Origin of the sequence: Paraburkholderia translucens (assembly GCF_020881035.1) — a bacterium.
Taxonomy (GTDB): domain Bacteria; phylum Pseudomonadota; class Gammaproteobacteria; order Burkholderiales; family Burkholderiaceae; genus Paraburkholderia; species Paraburkholderia translucens.
Genome location: NZ_JAJITC010000023.1, coordinates 35,696 through 53,352, shown reverse-complemented (window position 1 = coordinate 53,352; position 17,657 = coordinate 35,696). Strand labels below are relative to the sequence as shown.

16 protein-coding genes are annotated in these 17,657 nt (G+C 64.0%); 7 read left to right on the top strand and 9 right to left on the bottom strand.

Translation table 11 applies throughout. The annotated features are described in order from the left end of the window. The 4 genes from LJ655_RS28095 to LJ655_RS28080 form a co-directional block, all read right to left on the bottom strand. Positions 1-144, bottom strand: a 144-nt coding sequence (locus tag LJ655_RS28095; RefSeq protein ID WP_413232143.1) for an ABC transporter permease subunit, incomplete at its 3' end; no start/stop codon positions are given. 228 nt (positions 145-372) lie between these two features. Further along, complete coding sequence (locus LJ655_RS28090) at positions 373-1,566, bottom strand: branched-chain amino acid ABC transporter substrate-binding protein (protein WP_230564425.1); 1,194 nt, start codon at positions 1,564-1,566, stop codon at positions 373-375. A gap of 543 nt (positions 1,567-2,109) precedes the next feature. After that, positions 2,110-3,069, bottom strand: coding sequence for a 4-hydroxy-3-methylbut-2-enyl diphosphate reductase (ispH, locus tag LJ655_RS28085; RefSeq protein WP_230564424.1), 960 nt, complete (start codon positions 3,067-3,069; stop codon positions 2,110-2,112). Between the two features lie 2 nt (positions 3,070-3,071). Further along, positions 3,072-3,527 (bottom strand): FKBP-type peptidyl-prolyl cis-trans isomerase, encoded by a 456-nt coding sequence (locus LJ655_RS28080; protein ID WP_230564423.1) that lies wholly within the window; start codon positions 3,525-3,527, stop codon positions 3,072-3,074. Between the two features lie 201 nt (positions 3,528-3,728). Between LJ655_RS28080 and radC the strand changes: the two genes are divergently transcribed. The 4 genes from radC to nadB all read left to right on the top strand — a co-directional run bounded on the left by radC (position 3,729) and on the right by nadB (position 7,084). Further along, on the top strand, positions 3,729-4,640 hold the full coding sequence (gene radC / locus LJ655_RS28075; protein WP_230564422.1) for a RadC family protein: 912 nt from the start codon (positions 3,729-3,731) through the stop codon (positions 4,638-4,640). A 209-nt stretch (positions 4,641-4,849) separates the two neighbouring features. Further along, a complete protein-coding gene (gene rpmB / locus LJ655_RS28070; RefSeq protein ID WP_007180631.1) occupies positions 4,850-5,083 on the top strand; it encodes a 50S ribosomal protein L28 in 234 nt (77 codons plus the stop codon). A gap of 10 nt (positions 5,084-5,093) precedes the next feature. Then, a complete protein-coding gene (rpmG, locus tag LJ655_RS28065) occupies positions 5,094-5,261 on the top strand; it encodes a 50S ribosomal protein L33 (RefSeq protein WP_008919555.1) in 168 nt (55 codons plus the stop codon). A gap of 224 nt (positions 5,262-5,485) precedes the next feature. Further along, positions 5,486-7,084, top strand: a complete 1,599-nt coding sequence (nadB, locus tag LJ655_RS28060) for an L-aspartate oxidase (protein WP_230564421.1) — start codon at positions 5,486-5,488, stop codon at positions 7,082-7,084. A 123-nt stretch (positions 7,085-7,207) separates the two neighbouring features. Here the strand turns inward: nadB and nadC are convergent, their stop codons facing one another. From nadC to purN, 5 genes are all read right to left on the bottom strand, one after another. Beyond that, positions 7,208-8,131 carry a carboxylating nicotinate-nucleotide diphosphorylase gene (nadC, locus tag LJ655_RS28055; protein WP_230564420.1) on the bottom strand — a complete coding sequence of 308 codons (924 nt, stop codon included), beginning with the start codon at positions 8,129-8,131 and terminating at the stop codon, positions 7,208-7,210. After that, the gene (nadA, locus tag LJ655_RS28050) at positions 8,131-9,270 is read right to left on the bottom strand and encodes a quinolinate synthase NadA (protein WP_230564428.1); all 1,140 of its coding nucleotides are present in this window, start codon (positions 9,268-9,270) and stop codon (positions 8,131-8,133) included. Before nadA ends, nadC begins: the two co-directional genes overlap by 1 nt. A 130-nt stretch (positions 9,271-9,400) precedes the next feature. Then, the gene (locus LJ655_RS28045) at positions 9,401-10,597 is read right to left on the bottom strand and encodes a DesA family fatty acid desaturase (RefSeq protein ID WP_230564419.1); all 1,197 of its coding nucleotides are present in this window, start codon (positions 10,595-10,597) and stop codon (positions 9,401-9,403) included. Between the two features lie 389 nt (positions 10,598-10,986). Then, positions 10,987-12,246: an RsmB/NOP family class I SAM-dependent RNA methyltransferase gene (locus tag LJ655_RS28040; protein WP_230564418.1), complete on the bottom strand. Its 1,260-nt coding sequence runs from the start codon at positions 12,244-12,246 to the stop codon at positions 10,987-10,989. Further along, positions 12,243-12,896, bottom strand: coding sequence for a phosphoribosylglycinamide formyltransferase (purN, locus tag LJ655_RS28035; protein ID WP_230564417.1), 654 nt, complete (start codon positions 12,894-12,896; stop codon positions 12,243-12,245). The genes LJ655_RS28040 and purN overlap by 4 nt, the downstream gene beginning before the upstream one ends. Before the next feature lie 129 nt (positions 12,897-13,025). Between purN and LJ655_RS28030 the strand changes: the two genes are divergently transcribed. From LJ655_RS28030 to lspA, 3 genes are all read left to right on the top strand, one after another. Continuing rightward, positions 13,026-14,021 (top strand): bifunctional riboflavin kinase/FAD synthetase, encoded by a 996-nt coding sequence (locus tag LJ655_RS28030; RefSeq protein ID WP_230564416.1) that lies wholly within the window; start codon positions 13,026-13,028, stop codon positions 14,019-14,021. 170 nt (positions 14,022-14,191) lie between these two features. Further along, positions 14,192-17,029 (top strand): isoleucine--tRNA ligase, encoded by a 2,838-nt coding sequence (gene ileS, locus LJ655_RS28025; protein WP_230564415.1) that lies wholly within the window; start codon positions 14,192-14,194, stop codon positions 17,027-17,029. Then, positions 17,029-17,535 (top strand): signal peptidase II, encoded by a 507-nt coding sequence (lspA, locus tag LJ655_RS28020; RefSeq protein WP_230564414.1) that lies wholly within the window; start codon positions 17,029-17,031, stop codon positions 17,533-17,535. Before ileS ends, lspA begins: the two co-directional genes overlap by 1 nt. Positions 17,536-17,657: the final 122 nt, after the last annotated feature.

The window sequence follows — 17,657 nt, the reverse complement described above, 5'->3', positions numbered from 1 at the left end:
CATCGCGCCCACCATCAACACATCGCCGTGAGCGAAGTTGATGATGCCCAGAATGCCGTAAACCATCGTGTAGCCCAGTGCGATGATGGCGTAGACACTGCCAAGCACCAGTCCATTCAGGATCTGCTGGATGAAGATATCCATTTATTGCTCCTTAGCCCGTGCGACTGGATTCGCGTTTTTCATCTGCCGGTAGGCGGGGATGCGCTACGAATCTCAACGGCACTGCGGGTACTGATGTAAAAGACCGATAAGGGTTATCCGCTTCCGGCTCGCCCTGACGACCGTGATGCGGTCGCAGGCTCCCCTTGGACGGATGCAAAAACGGCACCGTTGGATGGTGTCGGTGCCGTCAGCCCGAATATCCCGTCATCACATCTTTACGACGTCGAGCACTGCCTTCTTGCCGTCCTTGAAGTCGTAGAGCGTGATGGCGCCCTCTTTCAAATCACCCTTGTCGTCGAACGCGATGTGGCCGATTACCCCGTTGTAATCGGTCGAAGGCATCGCAGCCAGCACCTTGGGCGCCTCGATCGAATTGGCGCGCTTCATTGCATCGACGATCACGTACACAGCGTCATACGTGAACGGCGCGTAAATCTGCACCGGCGTGTGGAAGCGGTCCTCGTACTTCTTTTCGAAGTCCGCTCCATTGGTCATTTTCGAAAGCGCCAGCCCTGCTTCCGAACAGACCAGGTTTTGCACGGCGGTACCCGCCAGCTCACCTACCTTGTCGGTACACACACCGTCGCCGCCAAGGATTTTTGCCCTGATGCCGAGCGCCGCCGCCTGCTTCGTAAACGGCCCGCCCGTCGCGTCCATGCCGCCGAACATGATGACGTCCGGCTGAACACTCTTGATCTTCGTGAGAATGGCCCGGAAATCCGTGGCCTTGTCGTTCGTCGCCTCCCGCGCGATGATCTTCGCGCCGCTCGCCCCGGCGGTCTTCGCGAACTCGTCCGCGAGACCCTTGCCGTAGGCAGTCGCATCGTCCACGACCGCAATGCGTTTGGCGCCCAGCGCCTTGGTCGCGTAATTGGCGAGCGCCGGACCCTGCTGCGCGTCGGTGGCGACCACCCGATAGGTGGTCTTGAACCCTTGCTGCGTATACGCAGGATTGGTCGACGACGGCGAAATCTCCACGATGCTCGCGTCGCTGTAGATCTTCGACGCCGGAATCGAGACTCCGGAGTTCAGGTGCCCGATCACCGCGGCCACGTGATCGTCGACCAGCTTCTGCGCAACGGCGGTGCCGGTCTTCGGGTCCGCCGCATCGTCCTGTGCGTCGAGCTGCAGCTGGATCTTGCGACCGTCGATCGTCAGACCCTGCGCATTGATTTCCTCGACAGCGAGGCGCGCCCCATTTTCGTTGTCCTTGCCCAGATGCGCGATGCCGCCCGTCAACGGAGCCGCATGACCAATCTTCACGATAGTCGCTTCGCTCGCCGCGGCGACCGCAGCGGCCGAAGCCGCCGTTCCCGCTTCGCCACTCGGGTTCTTGCCGCACGCGGTCAGCATCGCAACCGTGGCCGCGATGGACACGGCGTAAGCAAATTTGACTCGCATCAAGTAAGGTCTCCTGCGCCTTGCAAAATCCACTGTTCAGGACCTCAGGGCCTTGAGAACGCGCGCATTGTAACTCCAATTATGCGGGTGGCAATATTGTTGAACCGGTGGGGTTTTCCTGCATTGCAACCTCGTTTTGAAAGCCAAAACCAGCAAAAAGCGCAACCCGGTTGCGATTCATTTCTGTGCATCAGTTGCACCGACGCAGAGCCCGCCTGGCTAAGGCGTCGTGGGCGACCGACCCGAGCGCCGGATGGGCTGGGGCTTTGCGTTCGCTATAACCTTTTGGCTGCACGTCGGGAGTTCGCACAAATTCAGCGCACGATTAATTCTTCGCTCGCATTCGGCCGGCTCAAAACGGGGACGCTTCACGCGAAATTCAATAAGGAACCGGATCGCAATTCAAAATAATTTCGCGCGAGCACCGGAATTCGACGAATTCCGCTGTTGGGGCACTTAATTCACGCGGCGGCTGAACCGGCCCGATGCATAAAAAAAGCGCGCCCTCGGGCGCGCCTTCCTTTCAACCTGGCTAACGGATCGTCAGGCGGGCAAACCGAGCCCGCGCGGCAGCGGAAACGCGATGTTTTCCTCGATGCCCTCGAGCGCGCGCACATTGCGCACGCCTAGTTCGCGCAGGCGCGCAATTACCGCCTGTGCCAGCACTTCCGGCGCCGACGCGCCGGCAGTCACGCCGATGCGACGCTTGCCCTCGACCCAGACCGGATCGATCTGATCGGGGGAATCGACCATATAGGCCGGAACGCCGAGCTTTTCGGCAAGCTCGCGCAAGCGGTTCGAATTGGAACTATTGGGACTGCCCACGACGACCACCACGTCGCACTTCGGCGCCATGAACTTCACGGCGTCCTGTCGGTTCTGCGTGGCGTAGCAAATGTCCTGCTTCTTCGGCTCACGGATGGACGGGTACTTGGTCTTCAGCGCACCTATGATCTCGGCGGCGTCGTCGACCGACAGCGTGGTTTGCGTGACGAACGCGATCCGCTCGGGATCGTCGAGCTGCAACGCCTGCACGTCCTCGATGTCCTCGACCAGATGCATGCCCTCGGCCGCCTGCCCCATCGTGCCTTCGACTTCCGGGTGGCCCTTGTGGCCGATCATGACGATATCGAAACCATCCTGGCGCATCTTCGCGACTTCGATATGCACCTTGGTCACGAGCGGGCAGGTGGCGTCGTACACTCGCAGCCCGCGCGACTCCGCCTCCGAGCGCACCGCCTTCGACACGCCGTGCGCGCTGAAGATCACCGTGTTGCCCGCCGGCACTTCATCCAGGTTCTCGATGAAGATCGCCCCCTTCTTGCGCAGATCTTCGACCACATAGGCGTTATGGACGATTTCGTGACGCACGTAGATCGGCGAGCCATACAGCTTGATGGCCCGCTCGACGATCTCGATCGCCCGGTCGACGCCGGCGCAGAACCCGCGTGGCTGGGCCAGCAGGATCTCCGCTTCGGCGAGAGTCGTATCCGTGATGCTCATGTTTACAGAATCCCGATGATTTTCACTTCGAACGCCAGCGCCTGGCCGGCAAGCGGGTGATTGAAATCGAACAGGGCCGACGTTTCGCCGACTTCCTTCAGCACGCCGGCATAGCGCCCGCCACCCGGCGCGTTGAATTCGACCAGATCACCCGGCGAAAAATCCTCGCCGATCATGCTGTTCTCCCGCAGCGTGGCGAGGGACACGCGCTGGATCAGGTCCGGGTTGCGCGGACCGAACGCCTGCCCGGGCGGTAGCTGAAAGGTCGAATGGTGGCCGGCCTTCAAACCCAGCAAAATATCTTCCAGCGGCGGCGCCAGTTGACCGGCGCCGAGCAGCAGCGTGGCCGGCTTGTCGTTGAACGTGTTGATCACTTCGGCGCCATCGGCAAGGGAGAGCCGGTAATGCAGCGTGACGTGTGAACCGGGTTTCACCTCGGAAATATCGATGATGCTCATGCAATGCTCGCTCAGTCGAAGCGCGCTGCACGCGTGCGCCGAGGGCGCAGTCGACGCGTGTGGCAAACCGTGGGCGTGCCGTGCGCAAAGTGTCTATTGTAAGCCACCTAGCGAGCGCCGGCTTGAGTCCGTCGCGCGCGAGGACGGCACGGCCCGTGCGGCGCGTTGCGCCGCCAACCTTACGCGGAGGACTCAACATATATGGCTGATTTCGCCAGCACAATCGACGAAGGCACTGCAGCAACGGCGCGACCGGCGGCAAGGGCACGCGCCAGTGACGGCGCAAAAGCGGCCGCGCACGGGTCGGCCAGGCCCTCCTCGGAAGCCGCCGGTTCAAACGCCCGCGGCCGGCGGCAACTGGTCCGCGGCAAATGGCTGCGGCGCGACATGCCGCGCGAGCGGCTGATCAACCAGGGGCCCGGCGTGCTGTCGGACACCGAAATGATCGCGCTCGTGCTCGGCTCCGGCCTGCCCGGCCACGACGTGTTCAGCGTGGCACGGGCGCTGCTCGAGCGCTTCGGCTCGCTGCGCGCGATGCTCGACGCGACTTACGAGGACTTCGACGGCGTCCGCGGCATGGGTCCAGCGAAGAAGGCGCAATTGCTCGCGATCATGGAAATGGCGCGCCGCTCGCTCGTCGACAGGATGCGCAAGCGCCCGTTGATGAATTCGCCTGAAGCGGTCGAAAGCTATCTGCGCCTTCTGATCGGCGGACAGCCACAGGAGGTATTCGTGTCGCTGTTTCTCGACGCCCGGCATCGACTCATCCGCTGCGAGGAGAGCGCACGCGGCTCACTCACGCGTATGGCCGTCTATCCGCGCGAGATCGTGCGGCGGGCGCTCGCCGCGAACGCGGCCAGCCTGATCGTCGCGCACAATCATCCGTCCGGCGCCGTAGAGCCGAGCGCAAGCGACTGTCACCTCACGCAGACGCTGCGCGACGCGCTCGCGCTCGTCGACGTGCAGTTGATCGATCACCTGGTGATCGGCGCAGACAGCGTATACTCCTTCGCCCGCGCCGGTTGGCCAAGGCTCGCGCGCAAGCCCGATCGGGCGTGGGAAGCGGAAAGCCCGCCGCACGGCACCGTCCCCGGCGTCACAAATAAGGTTTGATTTTGCGGCTTTTTTTCTGCTAGAATCCCGGTTTGCCTATTTCCAACCCCCTGTTCCGAAGCCACCAAGGCGTTCCGCAAAGGTCAGGCGGCTGTGGTAGCGAGTGCATCGATTCAACGTCGGCGCAGCTTCGTGCACCTTCAGCGCGGCTCTTTTCGGGAAACTTTCACGGCGTTCGAACTCAGAATTAGCGTATTAGGAGTGCTCTCATGGCACGCGTATGCCAAGTAACTGGGAAAGCGCCGATGAGCGGCAACAACGTTTCCCACGCGAACAACAAGACCAAGCGCCGGTTCCTGCCGAACCTGCAAAACCGCCGTATCTGGGTGGAAAGCGAAAACCGTTGGGTGCGTCTGCGCGTTTCGAACGCCGGCCTGCGCCTCATCGACAAGAACGGTATCGACGCTGTGCTCGCAGACCTGCGCGCACGCGGTGAAGCCTAAGGAGTAAATCATGGCGAAAGGCGCACGCGACAAGATCAAGCTGGAATCGACCGCAGGCACGGGTCACTTCTACACGACCACGAAGAACAAACGCAACATGCCGGAAAAGATGCTGATCAAGAAATTTGATCCGGTCATCCGCAAGCACGTTGACTACAAGGAAACCAAGATCAAGTAATCTTGGCTGTCCAGCCTGACGAAGGCAAAAACACGAAAAGCCTCGCATCCCTGCGAGGCTTTTTTGTTTTTGCGCGGACCTCGCGGTATCACTGCAACGCACGCGAATCGCCCGATTCCGTTTGGCCAGCTTTCGCCAAAGCGTCACGGCGCGTATCCTTTATCGTTTTCGCGGCGCGCGGATCGCGCGCCGTCATCGCAAAACGAAAGAGGGAGATGTGGGCAATGGAATTCGATGTGGCGATTGTCGGTAGCGGTCTCGCCGGTTTGAGCGTCGCGCTCAACCTCGCGCAGACGCGGCGAGTTGCTGTGATCGCCAAACGGTCGCTGACCGAGGGCGCGAGCGACTGGGCACAAGGCGGCATCGCTGCGGTGCTCGATTCAGCAGACAGCGTCGAGAATCATGTGCGCGACACGCTGATCGCGGGTGGCGGCCTGTGCGACGAGGCCGCGACGCGCTATATCGTAGAGCGTGGGCGCGCCGCGATCGAATGGCTGATCGAACAGGGCGTGCCGTTCACGAAGGACGACGATGCCGAATTGGGCTTCCATCTGACGCGCGAAGGCGGTCATAGCCATCGCAGGATCATTCATGCAGCCGATGCGACCGGCCACGCGGTCGTCGCGACGCTCAACGAGCAGGTGCGCCATCATCCGAACATCACGCTGTTCGAAGACCATCACGCGATCGACCTCATCACGTCCGAGCGCCTCGGCCTGCCCGGGCGCCGCTGCCATGGCTTGTATGCGCTCGATTTGCAAAGCGGCCGCACCATCACGATCGAAGCGCCGCATACAGTGCTCGCAACCGGCGGCGCCGGCAAGGTCTATCTGTACACGACGAACCCGGACACCGCGACCGGCGACGGCATCGCAATGGCGTGGCGCGCAGGCTGCCGCGTGTCGAACATGGAATTCATCCAGTTCCATCCGACCTGCCTGTTCCACCCGTACGCGAAGTCGTTCCTGATTTCAGAGGCCGTACGCGGCGAAGGCGGCATCCTGAAGCTGCCCGACGGCACGCGCTTCATGCCCAATCACGACGAGCGCGCCGAGCTCGCGCCGCGCGATATCGTCGCGCGGGCGATCGACTTCGAGATCAAGAAACGGGGCATCGATTGCGTGTATCTCGACATCAGCCACCAGCCAGCCCAGTTTCTGCAAGAGCATTTCCCGACGATCCTCGCCCGCTGCCTCGAGTTCGGAATCGACATCACGAAAGAGCCGATTCCGGTCGTGCCGGCCGCGCATTACACATGTGGCGGGGTCGTCACCGATCTGGCGGGTCGCACCGATCTAGCGGGCCTCTATGCGGTCGGCGAGACATCCTGCACGGGGCTGCACGGCGCGAATCGGCTCGCCAGCAATTCCCTGCTCGAATGCCTCGTGATTGGCCGCTCGGCCGCCGAGGCGATCGAAGCGGAGGGCTTCACCGCGGCCGTCCACGCGCCGTTGCCGGACTGGGACGAAAGCCGCGTGTCCGATCCGGACGAGGAAGTCGTGGTCGCGCACAACTGGGATGAACTGCGCCGGCTGATGTGGAACTACGTCGGTATCGTGCGTACCGACAAGCGGCTCGAGCGCGCGAAGCATCGGCTCGCGCTGCTGCGCGACGAGATCCACGAGTACTACGCGAACTTCAAGGTGAGTCGCGATTTGCTGGAGCTGCGCAACCTGGTCGACGTGGCGTCGCTGATCGTCGAAGGCGCGCGGTCGCGGCGGGAAAGCCGCGGCCTGCACTTCAGCCGCGACTGGCCGGATGCATTGCCCAAGGCGCTGCCGACAGTTCTGTCGCCGAAGTATGTGCGCAGGCCGAATGCCTGACGGCATTGCGCCGAAACACGCACGGAAACGGCGCGGCAAACGACAAGGCCATTGCCGGAAAACTCCGGCAATGGCCTTGTTCAGTGATCACGAGCGCTGGCTGATGCGCCAATTGCGCGCGGCTCAAACGATCCGCATCGAGTAGTCGGTCGCGCGTACGTCCTTGGTCAGCGCGCCGATCGACACGCGATCCACGCCCGTCTCCGCGATGGTACGCACGGTCTCGAAGTTCACGCCGCCGGACACCTCGAGCACCGCGCGCCCCGCCGTGCTACGGACCGCATCGCGCATCATGTCGAACGAGAAGTTGTCGAGCAAAATCGACTGGGCGCCATGCGCGAGCGCGATTTCCAATTGCTCGAGCGTTTCAACCTCGATCTGGATCGGTACGCCCGCATCCAGCGCAAGCGCCGCGTCCATTGCCGCACCTACGCCGCCGGCAGCGGCAATGTGGTTTTCCTTGATCAGAATGCCGTCGTACAGCGCGAGCCGCTGATTCGCACCGCCGCCCACGCGCACCGCGTACTTCTGCGCCAGCCGCAAACCCGGCAGCGTCTTGCGCGTATCGAGAACGCGCGTGCGCGTGTGAGCGATTGCGTCGACATAGCGGCGCGTTGCGCTCGCCACGCCGGACAGCAACTGCAGGAAATTCATCGCGTTGCGCTCGGCAGTGAGCAGTGCGCGCGCCGGCCCGCGCAGATCGCACACCGTCGTGTCGGCGCCCATGCGCTCGCCCTCACGGTAACGCCATTGAACTTCGATGCGCGGATCGACTGAGCGCATCACTGCATCGAACCACGGCACGCCGCACAGCACCGCGTCCTCGCGCACGATGATGCGCGCGTTGCGCACCTCATCCGCAGGCACGAGACGGCCCGTCTGGTCGCCGCTGCCGATGTCTTCGGTGAGCGCATCGGCGACGTTGCGCGCGAGCGCCGCGTCGAACGCCGCGCCGTATTGCGCGCGAATCTCCGCGAAAAGCGGTGACACTGCGTCGGACCCTTCGCGCGCCGATGCCTGCTCGAGCGCCTTCTCCACTACCGTCATTACGCAGCCCCCACGTTCGAATACAGTTGCGCGTCACGCGCAAGGTCGCCGCTTGCCTGCACGCGCTTCTTGTGACGTGCCGCGAAGTCGAGCATGCGATCGATCGGTAGACGCGCGCGCGCGCCGATCGCGCGATCGACGGAAATCTCGTTGTGGCCGCGCTCGAGCACGTCAGCCAGACTCGCCAGGCCGTTCATCGCCATCCACGGACAATGCGCGCAGCTCTTGCAGGTCGCGCTGTTGCCGGCCGTCGGCGCGGCGATCAGCGTCTTGCCGGGCGCGGCGAGTTGCATCTTGTGGAGGATCCCGAGGTCGGTCGCAACGATGAAATGCGTCGCATCGAGCTTCTGCGCGGCAGCGATCAGTTGCGTGGTCGAGCCGACCACATCCGCCTGCGCTACCACGCTGGCCGGCGACTCCGGATGCACGAGCACCTTCGCGCCGGGATACTCGGCGCGCAGCAGATCGAGCTCGATGCCCTTGAACTCGTCGTGCACGAGGCACGAGCCCTGCCACATCAGCATGTCCGCGCCGGTCTTGCCCTGAATGTAGCTGCCGAGATGACGGTCCGGCGCCCAGATGATCTTCTCGCCGCGCGCATGCAGATCGGCAACGATCTCCAGCCCGATCGACGACGTCACCATCCAGTCAGCCCGCGCCTTCACGGCTGCGCTCGTGTTCGCGTACACGACCACGGTGCGGTCTGGGTGCGCGTCGCAGAATGCCGAGAACTCGTCGATCGGACAGCCAAGGTCGAGCGAACAGGTCGCATCCAGATCCGGCATCAGGATGCGCTTGTCGGGACTGAGAATTTTCGCGGTCTCACCCATGAAGCGCACGCCCGCGACCACCAGCGTCTGGGCGTCGTGATCACGCCCGAAACGCGCCATTTCCAGCGAATCGGCCACGCAGCCGCCGGTTTCGTCGGCGAGTTCCTGCAATTCTGCGTCGACATAATAGTGCGCGACGAGCACCGCTTTCTCGCGCTCGAGCAACGCGCGAATGCGCGCCTTCAGCGCCCGCTTCTCTTCCGCCGACGGCGTCTGAGGCACCTTCGCCCACGCCTGTCCGATCCCGCAGGTCGTGCCCTGCGCCTGAGGCCGATCGTATTCGACGGTCCTGATCGCCTGCTGCTCCATCATGTCCTCTGCCCTCACCTTGCCGCCGCGGCTTGCCACTCGCGCTGTCGATGCGATGGTTTTCCACTGCCCAAAAATGCAAAACCCCGCCAACGCGGGGTTTTGTGACGTTCTTGAATTTTAATGGATTTCAGGCATATCGACGCAGTCGCAGCGCGAAGTCTTGCAGCGCCTTGATACCGCTTTGCTCTGCGCGATGACACCAGTCCTGCAACTGCGCCAGCAGTTGCTCGCGCGACGCGTTGGAACGCTCCCACATCGACGCGAGTTCGTTGCGCATGTCGATGTAGGTCTTCAATTTCTGGCTGTTCGCGAAAATCTGCGGCAGCTGGCGCTTCTGCGGCTCGTTCAGGCCCGCTTCTTCCTTGTGGAACCAGCTACGCGCGCCACGCATTACCTGATACTTTTCGCGCGCACCGACTTCCTTCAGATGCGCAAGCTCCTGCCGGTAGGCACGCTTGATCGCCTTCGCGTAACGCGCCATCACTTCATAGCGGTTCGCCAGCACGGCCTGCAGCGTGTCCTGATCGAGCACGAGCTTGCCGGTGGTCAAATGCGGCGTCGGCGCGATCTTCTTCACCTTGGCCAGACGAAGCGCCTGCATGATGCGGATGTACATCCAGCCGATGTCGAACTCGTACCACTTGTTCGACAGCTTCGCCGACGTCGCGTACGTGTGGTGGTTGTTGTGCAGCTCCTCGCCGCCGATGATGATGCCCCAAGGCAAGAGGTTGGTGCTTGCATCCGACGAATTGAAGTTGCGATAGCCCCAGAAGTGTCCGAGACCGTTGACCACGCCGGCGGCCCAGAACGGAATCCACACCATTTGCACGGCCCAGATGGTCAGGCCGACCACGCCGAAAAGCGCGACGTTGATGACCATCATCAGGCTCACGCCGAGAATCGGATACTTCGTGTAGACGTTGTGCTCTATCCAGTCGTTCGGCGTGCCGTGGCTGAACTTGCGCATCGTCTCTTCGTTTTTCGCTTCAGCACGATAAAGCTCAGCGCCCTCGAGCAGCACTTTCCAGATGCCGCGCGTCTGCGGGCTGTGCGGATCCTCCTCGGTCTCGCACTTCGCGTGGTGCTTGCGATGAATCGCGGCCCATTGGCCGGTCAGCATGCCAGTGGTCATCCACAGCCAGAAACGGAAAAAATGACTGGCGATTGGGTGCAGATCCAGCGCGCGATGCGCCTGGCAGCGATGCAGATAGACGGTCACGCCGATGATCGTGATGTGCGTGACGATCAGGGTATACACGACCAGCTGCCACCACGAGAAATGCAGCAGGCCATGGACAAGGAAATCGAGCAAGGAATTCAACAAGGTAAGTTACCTGCAGAACAAGAGGTACGGACCACACGCGCCGCGTGTGTCAAGAAAGTGAAAGCATACAGAGGAATAGGACGACATTCTACTTGAAGCCTCCCAAGTGTTTGTAACAACTAGGGATTTTTTGTGCGTTGTCAATCCATAGCGACTGTCGCGGCGCGACGCCAAACGAGCGTCAGCGCGGGTGGCTGGCCCCTCCGTCGGCGGGCCCGAGCATGGAATCGGCCGTCGGATCGAGCGCAAAGTCGGTCATTGTGACCGGATGCGGCATTGCGCCGCTTGTCGGACCGACGATGACGGGTGGGGTTCATGGATGTCCCCGAATTGGCCGGCACATGCGGATTCGTCTGCTAATTCGCGCGCGCCGGCCTGAAGCCGGCTGCCTAGCTCTGGCGCTCGAGCACCGCGGCGAAGAAACCGTCGGTCGCGTGGCGGTGCGGCCACAGAGACAGGTAGTCACCCATCTCGAGCTCGATGCGCTGCTCGGCGAGCACGTCGCGCACGGGCACGAGCGTGAAGTCCGGGTGATCGGCGAGGAACTGCTGCACGATCGCCTCATTTTCCGCTTCGAGAATCGAGCATGTTGCATAGACGAGCCGCCCGCCCTTCTTCACGAGACGCGCCGCGCTCGCGAGAATCGACGCCTGCTTCGGCGCCAGCTCGGCGACCGATTCCGGCGACTGGCGCCACTTCAGGTCCGGATTGCGGCGCAGCGTACCGAGGCCGCTGCACGGCGCATCGACGAGCACCCGGTCGATCTTGCCGGCCAGACGCTTGATCTTCGCGTCGTGTTCACTGTCGATCAGCACCGGATTCACGTTCGACAGGCCGCTGCGCGCGAGGCGCGGTTTCAGCTTCGCGAGACGCCGCTCGGAGATGTCGAACGCGTAGAGCCGGCCGGTCGAGCGCATCGCCGCCCCGAGCGCCAGCGTCTTGCCGCCCGCGCCCGCGCAGAAATCGACGATCATCTCGCCGCGCCGTGGCGCGACCAGCGAGCACAGCAGCTGACTGCCCTCGTCCTGCACTTCGAGCCAGCCCTGCTGGAACGCGTCGAGCCTCGTGAGCGCCGGCTTGCCGACCACGCGTACGCCGAGCGGCGCGAACGGCGTCGCGCCCGCCTCGATGCCCGCCTTCGACAGCGCCCCCAGCACGTCGTCGCGGCTCGCCTTGATCGGGTTCGCGCGCAGATCGAGCGGCGCCGGGTAGTTCAACGCGGCGGCCAGTTGCGCGAGCTCGGCGGCCCCGAAGCGCGTGCTCAGCGCCTGGCAGATCCAGTCGGGCAAATTCAGGCGAATCCGCAGCGGCAGGTTTTCGGGGTCGATCTTCGACACATGCTCGAGCCAAGTCGCCTCGGCCTCCGTGACGAACGGCTTGAGCGCCGAGCGTCCGACCGTCTGCATCAGGCCCAGCAGTGCCATGCGGCGCGCCGGATTACCGGTGCCGCTTTCTGCGAGATGCGCGAACTCCATCCGGCGCCGCAGCACCGCGAACACCGCCTCGGCGATCACGCCGCGCTCGGCGTGGCCGAGCTTCGGATGCGCGCGGAAGAACCGGCTCGTGGTGGCGTCGGCGGGGCCGTTCAGCCGCAGCACTTCGGCCAGTAGCGTTTCAGTTTGTCCAATCAGGAAACCATGCAATCTCATGCGCCCTCTCCGGCGGTGTGACCGGCAAAGAGCCATTGCGGCTCCGACGGCGTAAGCGTGACGCGCGAGCCGTCCAGAGCGAGACGCCCTTCGACGAACCAGCGCACCGCGCGTGGATAAATGATGTGCTCGGTCGCGAGCACGCGTGCGGCGAGCGTTTCAGCGGTATCGCCCGCCTCGACGGGCACCGCCGACTGCACGACGATCGGCCCGTGATCGAGCTTTGATGTGACAAAATGCACCGACGCGCCGTGGAACCGCACGCCGGCGTCGAGCGCCTGCTGGTGGGTCTTCAGGCCCGGGAAGCTCGGCAGCAATGATGGGTGCACGTTCAGCATGCGTCCGGCGTAATGGTCGACGAAGCGCGCGCTCAGCACGCGCATGAAGCCGGCGAGCACGACGAGGTCCGGCTCGAACGCGTCGATCTGCTCGGCGAGTGCCGCATCGAAGCTGTCGCGATCCGGAAACTGGCGATGGTCAACCACCGCCGTTGCGATGCCACGCGACGCCGCGAAGGCAAGCCCCGCGGCATCGGGACGGTTGGCAATCACGGCGGCGACCCGCGCCGCCCAGCCCTCAATTGCGCAGGTGCGCACGATGGCTTCCATGTTGCTGCCCCGTCCGGAAATCAGGATGACGAGTTTTTTCATGCGCGGATTTTATCATTCGGCAATCGCCGGACCGGGACCGCGCAGCCGTCTGTTGCGCCGAGCGTTTATAATCGATTGTTTTGCGGCACCCTGGCCGCGCCCCTATTGCAACCGCTGCAACCCGTTATCGTGAGAGTCTTCCGCGGCCTTCCCAATGCCGAGAGCCGTGCGCCGTGCGCGCTGACCATCGGCAACTTCGACGGTGTCCACCGTGGCCACCAGGCGCTGCTCGCTCACGTGCGCGCGGCCGCCAATGCGCGTGGCCTGCCCGTCTGCGTGATGACCTTCGAGCCTCACCCGCGCGAGTTCTTCAACCCGGCCGGCGCGCCGCCGCGCATCGCGATGCTGCGCGACAAGCTGGAGGCGCTGCGCACCAACGGGGTCGACCGGGTCGTGGTCGAGCACTTCAATCACACGTTCGCGAGCCAGTCGCCGGACGCGTTCGTGGAGCGGATCATCGTCAACGGACTGCACGCGCGCTGGATCATGATTGGCGACGACTTCCGCTACGGCGCGAAGCGCGCCGGCGATTTCGCGTCGCTGCAGGCGGCCGGCAAGCGGTACGGCTTCGAAGTCGAACAGATGGCGACGGTCGCCGATCCGTCCGGTGCGCGCATTTCGAGCTCGGGCGTGCGCGCGGCGCTGGTCGCGGGCGACCTCGACTCGGCGCGTGCCGCGCTCGGCCGAGACTATCTGATCAGCGGCCATGTCACGCACGGCATGAAGCTCGGCCGGGATCTCGGCTTTCCGACGCTCAACCTGCCGATCGCGCACAAGCGCCCCGCGCTCGCCGGCATCTTCGTCGTCCAGGTTCACGGCATCGCCGAGCAACCGCTGCCGGGCGTCGCGAGCCTCGGCCTGCGCCCCACCGTCGACGATTCCGGCCGCGTGCTGCTCGAAGTGCACCTGCTCGATTGGCATGGCGACGCGTATGGCAAACTCGTGCGCGTCGAATTTCTGAAGAAGCTGCGCGACGAGGAGAAGTTCGTCGATCTCGAAACGCTCACCGCCGCTATCGCGCGCGACGTCGCCAATGCGCGCGCGTGGTTCGCCGCGGTCGGCGCCGGCACGCCGGGCAGCCGTTCCACCGGTTTCGCCACCTCGGCCACCGACCGAATTAGATAAACGCCGCGGTTCCGGCCGGCGCGCGGCGCCGCTCGGACCGCCGCCGCGCGCATCGAAGGGCGTCCGGGATGCACACGGAGCCGCCTGCCGGACGCGTCCCACGCTCCTCGCGCGTCGCGCGCAATCCGCGCGCCGCTACGCATAGAAACGAATTCACCGCCACCCACATCATGAGCAACAAGAAAGCCGATTCGAAACCGCAGTCCCGCTACCCGGTCAACCTGCTCGACACGCCGTTCCCGATGCGCGGCGACCTGCCCAAGCGCGAGCCGCAATGGGTCAAGGACTGGCAGGAGCGCAACGTCTACGACAAGATCCGCGCCGCCTCCAAAGGCCGCAAGAAGTTCATCCTGCACGATGGCCCGCCGTATGCGAACGGCGACATCCATCTCGGCCACGCAGTGAACAAGATCCTGAAGGACATGATCGTCAAGGCGCGCAACCTGGCGGGCTTTGACGCGGTTTACGTGCCGGGCTGGGACTGCCACGGCATGCCGATCGAAATCCAGATCGAAAAGCAGTTCGGCAAATCGCTGCCCGCGGCGGAAGTGATGCAGAAGGCGCGCGCCTACGCGACCGAGCAGATCGAGAAGCAGAAGGCGGGCTTCCGCCGTCTGGGCGTGCTCGGCGACTGGGACAATCCGTACAAGACGATGAACTTCGCGAACGAAGCCGGAGAAATCCGCGCGCTCGCGAAGATCATGGAAAAGGGCTACGTGTTCCGCGGCCTGAAGCCGGTCAACTGGTGTTTCGACTGCGGCTCGGCGCTCGCTGAAGCGGAAGTCGAGTACAAGGACAAGACCGATCCGACCATCGACGTGCTGTTCGGTTTCGCCGAGCCGGAAAAGACCGCGCAGGCGTTCGGCCTCGCCGCGCTACCGCGCAACGAGGGCGGCATCGTGATCTGGACCACCACGCCGTGGACCATCCCCGCCAACCAGGCGCTGAACCTGCACCCGGAAATCGCCTACGCGCTCGTCGACACGCCGCGCGGCCTGCTGATCCTCGCCGAGGAACGCGTCGAAGCCTGCCTGAAGCTGTACGGCCTCGAAGGCACGATAGTCGCGACGACGCCGGGCGAGAAGCTCGTGAACCTGCGCTTCAATCACCCGCTCGCGTCCGCGCATCCGGGCTACAAGCGCACCGCGCCGGTCTACCTCGGCGACTACGTGACGACCGAGACCGGCACCGGCATCGTGCACTCGTCGCCCGCGTATGGCGTGGAGGACTTCGTGTCGTGCAAGGCGCACGGCATGGCCGACTCGGACATCATCAACCCGGTGATGGGCGACGGCCGCTACATCGAATCGCTCGCGCTGTTCGGCGGCCTGTCGATCTGGGCGGCCAATCCGCAGATCGTCGAGGCGCTGCAAGGCGCCGGCTCGCTGCTGCGCACCGAGAAGTACACACACAGCTATATGCACTGCTGGCGTCACAAGACGCCGATCATCTACCGCGCCACCTCCCAGTGGTTCGCCGGCATGGACGTGAAGCCCAACGACGGCGACAGGACGCTACGCGAGACCGCGCTCGAGGGCATCGAGAACACGGCGTTCTATCCGTCGTGGGGCAAGCAGCGCCTCTTCAGCATGATCGCGAACCGGCCGGACTGGACGCTGTCGCGTCAGCGCCAGTGGGGTGTGCCGATGGCGTTCTTCGTGCATAAGGAAACCGGCGAGTTGCATCCGCGCACGCTCGAGTTGCTGGAACAGGTCGCGCAACGCGTCGAGAAGGAAGGCATCGAGGCATGGCAGACGCTCGATCCGCGCGAGCTGATCGGCGACGACGCGAACCTGTACGAAAAGAACCGCGACACGCTCGACGTGTGGTTCGACTCGGGCACTACGCACTGGCACGTGCTGCGCGGCTCGCACAAGGACGAGCTGCAGTTCCCGGCCGACCTGTATCTCGAAGGCTCGGACCAGCACCGCGGCTGGTTCCATTCGTCGCTGCTGACCGCCTCGATGCTCGACGGCCGCCCGCCCTACAACGCACTGCTCACGCACGGCTTCACCGTCGACGGCGAAGGCCGCAAGATGAGCAAGTCGCTCGGCAACGGTATCGACCCGCACGAAGTCGCGAACCGCCTCGGCGCGGAAATCATCCGCTTGTGGATCGCGTCAACCGACTATTCGGGCGAGCTCGCGATCTCGGAGGAAATCCTCAAGCGCGTGACGGAAAGCTACCGCCGTATCCGTAACACGCTGCGCTTCCTGCTTGCGAACCTGTCGGACTTCGACTTCGCGCAGCATGCGCGTCCGGTCGAAGACTGGCTCGAGATCGACCGTTACGCGGTGGCGCTGTCGGCGAACCTGCAAAACGACATCCTCGCGCATTACGAGAAGTACGAGTTCCACCCGGTCGTCGCGAAACTTCAGACGTTCTGCTCGGAAGACCTGGGCGGCTTCTACCTCGACGTGCTGAAGGACCGCTTGTACACCACGGCGGCGGATTCGGTCGCGCGCCGCTCGGCGCAGACCGCGCTTTACCACATCGCGCACGGCCTGCTGCGCGTGATGGCGCCGTTCCTGTCGTTCACCGCCGAAGAAGCGTGGAAGGTGTTCCAGCCGAACAGCGAGACGATCTTCACCGAGACCTACCACGCGTACCCGGCCGTGCCCGACGCGGGCGCTCTGCTCGACAAGTGGACGCTGCTGCGCGCGGTGCGCGGCGACGTGACCAAGGCGCTCGAAGAGGCGCGGGTCGCGAACCTGATCGGCTCGTCGCTGCAGGCGGAGGTCGAAATCCGCGCGAGCGGCGCGCGTCACGACGCGCTCGCGAGCCTCGGAGAAGACCTGAAGTTCGTGCTGATCACCTCGGCGGCGAACGTCGTCAAGGTCGACAGCGAAGCAGATGAAAGCGTCGAGGTAATCGCGTCGAAGTACCTGAAGTGCGAGCGTTGCTGGCACTATCGCGCGGACGTTGGCGCGAACGCCGAGCATCCGTCGCTGTGCGGCCGCTGCTTCAGCAATCTGTTCGGCACTGGCGAAACGAGGAGCGCGGCATAATGGCGAGAACCATGTCGAAAACGTCCACCGCAAGCGGCTCGCTGGCACCCTGGCTCGGCATCGCGCTGATCGTCATACTGTTCGATCAGCTGACGAAAATCGCCGTGCGCAAGGTGTTCGCCTACGGTGTGCCGCACGAGGTCACGCCGTTCTTCAACCTGATTCTCGTGTACAACCGCGGCGCCGCGTTCAGCTTTCTCGCGATGGCGGGCGGCTGGCAGCGCTGGGCGTTCACCGCGCTCGGCGTGGTCGCAGCGCTCGTGATCTGCTATCTGCTCAAGCGCCATAGCGGGCAGAAAATGTTCTGCACGGCGCTCGCGTTGATTCTCGGCGGCGCGCTTGGCAATGTGATCGACCGGCTCGCGTACGGCCACGTGATCGACTTCCTCGATTTCCACGTGGGTGGCTGGCATTGGCCGGCGTTCAATCTCGCCGACAGCGCCATCACGATCGGCGCGGTCCTGCTCGTGATCGACGAGCTGCGGCGGGTACGCGGCACACGCTGACGTCGCCGTGGTGGCGCACGGCTGCGGTCAAGCGAGCCGTGCGTCGCGTCCGGTTTGAAACGCGCGGCGGCGGCGACGGGCAACACCCTCGCGCCGCCGCGCGATCACGCTTTGTCGGAGGC

What these genes read in the sequence shown, in the direction of transcription:
- LJ655_RS28090 (WP_230564425.1), bottom strand. Translation starts at nt 1,566, where the DNA reads ATGCGAGTCAAATTTGCTTACGCCGTGTCCATCGCGGCCACGGTTGCG.
- ispH (WP_230564424.1), bottom strand. Translation starts at nt 3,069, where the DNA reads ATGAGCATCACGGATACGACTCTCGCCGAAGCGGAGATCCTGCTGGCC.
- LJ655_RS28080 (WP_230564423.1), bottom strand. Translation starts at nt 3,527, where the DNA reads ATGAGCATCATCGATATTTCCGAGGTGAAACCCGGTTCACACGTCACG.
- radC (WP_230564422.1), top strand. Translation starts at nt 3,729, where the DNA reads ATGGCTGATTTCGCCAGCACAATCGACGAAGGCACTGCAGCAACGGCG.
- rpmB (WP_007180631.1), top strand. Translation starts at nt 4,850, where the DNA reads ATGGCACGCGTATGCCAAGTAACTGGGAAAGCGCCGATGAGCGGCAAC.
- rpmG (WP_008919555.1), top strand. Translation starts at nt 5,094, where the DNA reads ATGGCGAAAGGCGCACGCGACAAGATCAAGCTGGAATCGACCGCAGGC.
- nadB (WP_230564421.1), top strand. Translation starts at nt 5,486, where the DNA reads ATGGAATTCGATGTGGCGATTGTCGGTAGCGGTCTCGCCGGTTTGAGC.
- nadC (WP_230564420.1), bottom strand. Translation starts at nt 8,131, where the DNA reads ATGACGGTAGTGGAGAAGGCGCTCGAGCAGGCATCGGCGCGCGAAGGG.
- nadA (WP_230564428.1), bottom strand. Translation starts at nt 9,270, where the DNA reads ATGGAGCAGCAGGCGATCAGGACCGTCGAATACGATCGGCCTCAGGCG.
- LJ655_RS28040 (WP_230564418.1), bottom strand. Translation starts at nt 12,246, where the DNA reads ATGAGATTGCATGGTTTCCTGATTGGACAAACTGAAACGCTACTGGCC.
- purN (WP_230564417.1), bottom strand. Translation starts at nt 12,896, where the DNA reads ATGAAAAAACTCGTCATCCTGATTTCCGGACGGGGCAGCAACATGGAA.
- ileS (WP_230564415.1), top strand. Translation starts at nt 14,192, where the DNA reads ATGAGCAACAAGAAAGCCGATTCGAAACCGCAGTCCCGCTACCCGGTC.
- lspA (WP_230564414.1), top strand. Translation starts at nt 17,029, where the DNA reads ATGGCGAGAACCATGTCGAAAACGTCCACCGCAAGCGGCTCGCTGGCA.